Here is a 4,530-nt window from a genome sequence, read left to right as displayed (position 1 = left end):
TTGCGACACTACTTACTCTCTCCCCCACAGCCCAACGGCTATACTGGATTCTCAAGAGCTACGCCAACCTGGGCGGAGGACGAGCAGTGAAGCGGGCGGAAACCCTAGTTGACTTGAAGCGGTTGCTACTCCAAGACGAAACACTTTACCCGGTGTGGGCAGAGTTCAACCGTTGGGTACTGGAGCCTATCAAGGCAGAATTCCACGCCCCCGAAGTAAACTTTCCTGCTACGTGGGAGCCGCAACGAACGGGCAAAAAGATAACTGGGCTGCTATTCACTATTCCTAAGGTGCATCAGCGCTTGGCTGCTCCTGCAGTAGCCACCGCAGCGAGTGCAGTTGTAGCACCCGTTGCGCGGCCAGACAAGTTTAACGTCTGGTTGGCTGGTCAGAGTGATCAACTTCAAAGAGCTTACCAAGGCCTAACTAGTAGTACCGGCACCAGCGCAAACTGCTTGGCACCAGCTGTAGCCCAACGCATCCTCAAGCATGTGGCCGGGAAGCCGGAGCTAGAACAACTTTTATTTCGTACCCGCCACCAAATAGCCACCACAAAAGAGTCCGTGAAAGACAAAGCTGGATATTCCTACAAGCAGCTAGTAACAGCACTAGGCAAGGAGTTCAGATAAGAGGTTTTGAGTGTAGAACGACACCCAAAACTAGATGTGTTCTTGCACCTAAAAATGGGTGTTATTTCACACCTATTTTATACTTCTTCTGTTCCCGCTCAAGCTTCTCTGCAATAGCCTCTAACAGCCAATCCTGTGTAGAGATACCCAACTTAGGACTTGTAGGTTTGCGGGGGCGTTTTGCTCTTACCTCTTCAATACTTACTAAGGTATCGGCTGGAACCTTGATGTTAAAATTCTTGAGTTGGCCAGGGGCCAGTGAGTTGGCAGCTACTGAGGAACTGCCCCGATTGATAATGGCATTAATCTTCTTCTCATCGAGCTTGCTGCTAGCTGTGGCGCTTGGCGTAGCAGCTACATTTTTCTTTGGGGGAGGGGAGACAGCCATCGGTTTTACTTAGCGAGATGGGTAACGTGACGAAACAGAGATTCTAGCTCCGCTATTGCTTTATCATCATGTGGCGCAGCTTCAAAAACTGATAAGCCCTTGCTGGCAGCTGTTGCAAAGGCCTTGCGAGTTACTACTGGAAAGTCAACGTAATTAAGTTCCACGTTTTCACGTAGCACTTCGGTGGCTTCGGTGTTATCGACGCCCCGCGTGTCAGCCTTATTGAGAAAGGAATATATCTGCAGCGGGGTAGCGCGACCAGGCTGCACTTCACCTAACAAAGCCAGCACCTTAGACAGGGTCCATATCTCGTAACTCCGAGGCGCAAAGGGAAGCAGGTACACGTCTGACACGAATAAGGCCGCCCGTTGGCTGGCAGTATCCCGCCCGCCTGTATCAATTACAATGTGGTCGTATTTAGGGCGCAGCTGCTCAATTTGCCGCCGTACTGCCCCTCCAGTAAGTTGAACTAAGGTGTAGCCTAATTGCCCTTGGTATGTCTCGTCGCGCCATGCCGTAAAGTCGGAGGCAGACTCTTGTTCGTCGGCATCTACTAGAAGCACGTCCGCTCCTTGACGAGACAGCCAAATGGCTAAGTTGGTCGATATGGTTGTTTTGCCAGTCCCGCCCTTAATACCTCCAACTGTGAATATCATGTGTTTATCAGGAAAATTCAGGTGCGAATGTAGGTGTAAAACTGCAACCATATTCTGGTGTGCAGTAGCACCTACAAAATAGTATATCAAGTAGTGACTACCCTACACCCTATATTATTCGCAGAAACCACTTTCTTCTATGCCTTCCAAACTCCTTTTGTGTTAGCACGTCGGAACTGGCCTGCCATACCCTTTGAGATACGGAGGGTTATTTACCGATTAACATTCTTGTCTGAAGTGTAGGTAGGGTATCGCTACCTTACTGCTTCACTTTTCTCTATTATGCCTTTACCTATCCCTCTACCCTGGCCAAGAATCAGGGAAAACGCTTTAAAGTTCGCTCATGAATACCGCAACGCGGTAAAAGAAAATGAGGATGCCCAATCTTTTTGGAATGACTTTTTTAATGTATTCGGCAAAAAGCGCCGTGGTACAGCTAGGTTTGAATATGCCGTGCGCAAGCGTGCTACGTCCTTACCTAGTGGGGTAATAGAATCGCCGGATGAAGATCTAGGTCCAGGCCGTATCGACTTGTTTTGGCCAGGGGTATTACTTGCCGAAAGCAAAAGTCGTGATAAGCACCCCGACCTAGACGCGGCTTACAAGCAAGCACTCGAGTATATCGGCGGATTACCTGCCTACGAACGCCCACAGTATGTATTCACCTCCGACTTTGCCCGTCTGCGCTTCTACGACCTGCGCAACAAGACTGTGCTACCTACAGCAGACGACCACGTTGAAATAGCTGTAGCCGAGCTAGGTAAGCATGTCCGTCTGTTTGGCTTCATGGCTGGCTATGAGCAGCGCCGCTATCAAGAGCAAGATCCCGTAAATCGGCAGGCTGCCGAGCGTATGGGCAAGCTACACGACAAGTTAGAAGCCAGTGGCTACCGAGGGGCTGACTTAGAGCGCTACCTCGTGCGACTGCTATTTTGCTTGTTTGCCGAAGATACAGACATCTTCCCCCGCGCTAGCTTCATGGACTTGGTAAGTAACCATGCTGGCCCCAGAGGCCAACAGCTTGGCCCCCTGCTACACCAATTCTTTGAGGTGCTCGACACGCCTGAAGATCAACGCCCTGACACTTTGCCCGATTACTTGCGCGAATTTCCCTACGTTAATGGTGGTCTATTCAAGGGTAACTTACGCACGGTAGCGTTTGATGAAACTATGCGCCAACTACTTCTTAGCGCCACGCGCCTAGATTGGGGGCAGATTTCGCCAGCCATCTTCGGCTCACTGTTTCAGAGCGTGATGAATGATGAAGAGCGCCGGATAAAAGGTGCACACTATACTTCAGAGGCTAATATTTTAAAGGCCATAGGTCCACTATTTTTAGATGAGCTGCGTGCCGAGCTAAATCATCTAGGCACTTTGGCCGCCACCACTCAGCGAGACAATCGTCTCCGCGAGTTGCAAAACCGGCTGGCTGGCCTACGCCTGTTTGACCCTGCCTGCGGCTGTGGCAACTTCCTAGTAGTGGCTTACCGCGAGCTACGCTTGCTCGAACTCGACTTGCTAGCACTGCTATACCCAGATCAGGGTGGCACCCAGTTTCCATTGGGCGTTGAAACAGCCGTACGTCTTACTGTGGAGCAGATGCATGGTATCGAGCTAGATGAGTTTGCTGCCCGCATCGCAGAGGTAGCCCTTTGGCTTGTAGATCACCAGATGAACCAACGCTTATCTGAGCGCTTTGGCCACTATATGGCCCGCATCCCGCTACGTCAGCACGCCCATATCCGCCATGGCAACGCACTCAGCACTGATTGGAGCGATGTGCTACCCCGCGAGCAAGCTACACATGTGCTAGGCAACCCGCCTTTTGTGGGGAAGTCACTACAGACAGATGAGCAAAAAGCCGAGTTGCTGATAGTCTTACAAGGGACAAGAGGAGCTGGTAATCTCGACTACGTAGCTGGTTGGTATTGGAAAACCGCGCAGTATATCCAGCGCACTAATGCAAGAGCTGCACTAGTTAGCACTAACTCTATTGTGCAGGGTGAACAGGTAAGCCTGTTATGGGGACCGCTGTTAGGGCGCTTCGGGATGCACATTCAATTTGCCCACCAAACCTTTAAATGGAGTAACGAAGGGAAAAAGAATGCCGCCGTGCATTGTGTAATTATTGGTTTTGGGCCTCAGGAAGTCACCAATAAACGGTTGTTCACCTATAGCCGCCCTACGAGCCTACCTGAGGAACGTGTGGCCAGCCGGATAAATCCTTATTTAGTTGATGCTCCTATAGTGGTATTGCCCAACAGGCGAAGGCCCCTTTGTCAAGTATCGCCCATGATTTATGGGAGCAAACCAGCTGATGGTGGCAATCTCATAATGACCGATGAAGAGAAGCAAGAGTTGCTCCTTGCGGAACCTGAGGCTGCTCCTTTTGTGCGTGAGTATGCAGGTTCAGATGAATTTATCAGCGGGACATCTCGCTGGTGCTTATGGCTTAAAGATGCTGAACCTAATGTTTTGCGTAAGTTGACAAAAGTGATGGCACGTGTGAAGCGCGTTGAGAAAATGCGCTTGGACAGTGATAAAGAATCTACGCGAGAGTGGGCAAACAGTCCAACACTTTTTACTGAAGACAGGCAGCCAACAACAGATTATCTGCTTGTGCCAATTCATTCTTCCGAAAGTAGGATCTACGTACCCTTCGCATTCCTATCAGCTGAGGTAGTTGTTGGCAATTCCTGCATGGCAATCCCAAATGCGAGTCTTTACACCTTTGGCGTAGTTACATCAGCTATGCACATGGCTTGGCTAAGCTATGTATGTGGCAGGATAAAAAGTGATTACCGATATTCCAATACGATTGTCTACAACAATTTCCCTTGGCCAGAATCCCCGGTTG

General features: G+C 50.0%; 4 protein-coding genes. 2 read left to right on the top strand and 2 right to left on the bottom strand.

What is annotated here, in order from left to right; genetic code table 11:
* On the top strand, positions 1 to 629 hold a 629-nt coding region (locus tag CFT68_RS21380), incomplete at its 5' end, for a replication initiation protein (RefSeq protein WP_141106673.1).
* Between the two features lie 61 nt (positions 630 to 690).
* Here the strand turns inward: CFT68_RS21380 and CFT68_RS21375 are convergent.
* Together CFT68_RS21375 and CFT68_RS21370 are read right to left on the bottom strand one after the other, a co-directional pair.
* A complete protein-coding gene (locus CFT68_RS21375) occupies positions 691 to 1,017 on the bottom strand; it encodes a hypothetical protein (protein WP_088845729.1) in 327 nt (108 codons plus the stop codon).
* A 5-nt stretch (positions 1,018 to 1,022) separates the two neighbouring features.
* Positions 1,023 to 1,724 carry an AAA family ATPase gene (locus tag CFT68_RS21370; RefSeq protein ID WP_245815476.1) on the bottom strand — a complete coding sequence of 234 codons (702 nt, stop codon included), beginning with the start codon at positions 1,722 to 1,724 and terminating at the stop codon, positions 1,023 to 1,025.
* A 231-nt stretch (positions 1,725 to 1,955) separates the two neighbouring features.
* Between CFT68_RS21370 and CFT68_RS21365 the strand changes: the two genes are divergently transcribed.
* Positions 1,956 to 4,530 (top strand): DNA methyltransferase (locus CFT68_RS21365; RefSeq protein WP_088845727.1); only part of this gene is annotated, 2,575 nt, incomplete at its 3' end.

The organism is Hymenobacter gelipurpurascens (assembly GCF_900187375.1).
Classification (GTDB): Bacteria; Bacteroidota; Bacteroidia; order Cytophagales; family Hymenobacteraceae; genus Hymenobacter; species Hymenobacter gelipurpurascens.
The sequence above is the reverse complement of the archived record's forward strand: the minus strand, read 5'-3'. Positions and strand labels throughout refer to the sequence as shown.